1 protein-coding gene is annotated in these 1,261 nt (G+C 45.0%); it reads left to right on the top strand.

The annotated features are described in order from the left end of the window. On the top strand, window positions 1-1,111 hold a 1,111-nt coding region (locus ACQ93I_RS17180), incomplete at its 5' end, for a glycosyltransferase family 4 protein (protein WP_431699603.1). Window positions 1,112-1,261: the final 150 nt, after the last annotated feature.

Raw genomic sequence — 1,261 nt, 5'->3', positions numbered from 1 at the left:
CCAACCGCCAACCGCCAACCGACAACCGACAACCGACAACCGACAACCGCCAACCGACAACCGACAACCGACAACCGACAACCGACAACCGACAACTCTGAAAAATCTAATCTACATAGGTAACCAACTATCAACTCGGGGAGGCTCTCCTACCTCCATCGACATCTTGGCACCATTACTTAGAAAAGAATGTTTCCAGGTAAAAACAGCTTCCGCAAAAAAGAACAAATTCCTTCGCCTGATAGAAATGCTCCTGTTAGTGTACAGGAACAGAAGAACTACCGACTTCGTGCTCATAGATACCTACAGCACGCAAAACTTCTGGTATGCGTATGCTGTTGCCAGCCTCTGCCAAAAGCTGCACCTTAAATACATTCCCATCCTCCACGGAGGGGAACTTCCCGCCCGACTCGAAAATTCTCCTAAGGTGTCAAAAAAGGTATTTGAGAAAGCATTTTTAAATGTGGCTCCGTCGCTGTACCTAAAGACTGTTTTTCAGCAAAAAGGTTTTTTAAACATTCAATATATTCCCAACAGTATCCACCTGGAAAATTATCCTTTTAAAGAACGATTTCAACTTCGTCCCAGACTACTATGGGTAAGAGCATTTGCTGAGATCTATAATCCGTTGCAGGCTTTAAAAGTGCTGGAGCTGCTGTTGCCCGATTATCCTGATGCCGAATTATGTATGGTAGGTCCGGTAAAAGACGATTCCTGGAAAAATTGTATTCGCTACTCCAGGCTGCACAGTCTGCCGGTGCGTTTCATGGGAAGGTTAGCCAAAGAAGATTGGATTGCATTATCTGAAGCATACGATATTTTTTTAAACACTACCAACATAGATAATACCCCTGTGAGTGTAATTGAAGCTATGGCCCTGGGGTTGCCTGTAGTTTCCACAAACGTGGGCGGACTTCCATACCTCATAACTGCCGATATAGATGGGGTGCTGGTTCCTCCAAATGATCCCGAACGAATGGCAGAGGCCATAAAAAATATGCTTAAGCGGCCGGAGCATTCTCTGGAAAGAACCCGCGCTGCGAGGAAGAAGGTGGAGGCTTTTGATTGGGAGAGGGTTAAGGTTTTGTGGAAGGAAGTGTTAGCCAGGTAAGATTAAGCATTATAAGGCAAAAGTTCTCAGTTGTGAGTTCTCAGTTGTGAGTTCTCAGTTGTGAGTTCTCAGTTGTGAGTTCTCAGTTATGAGTTCTCAGTTGTGAGTTCTCAGTTGTGAGTTCTCAGTTGTGAGTTCTCAGTTGTGAGT

The sequence above is a fragment of the Salinimicrobium sp. WS361 genome, from assembly GCF_050750585.1.
In the GTDB taxonomy this organism is placed as follows: domain Bacteria; phylum Bacteroidota; class Bacteroidia; order Flavobacteriales; family Flavobacteriaceae; genus Salinimicrobium.
Note: the sequence above shows the minus strand (reverse complement) of the source record. Positions and strands in the feature narration are given on the sequence as shown.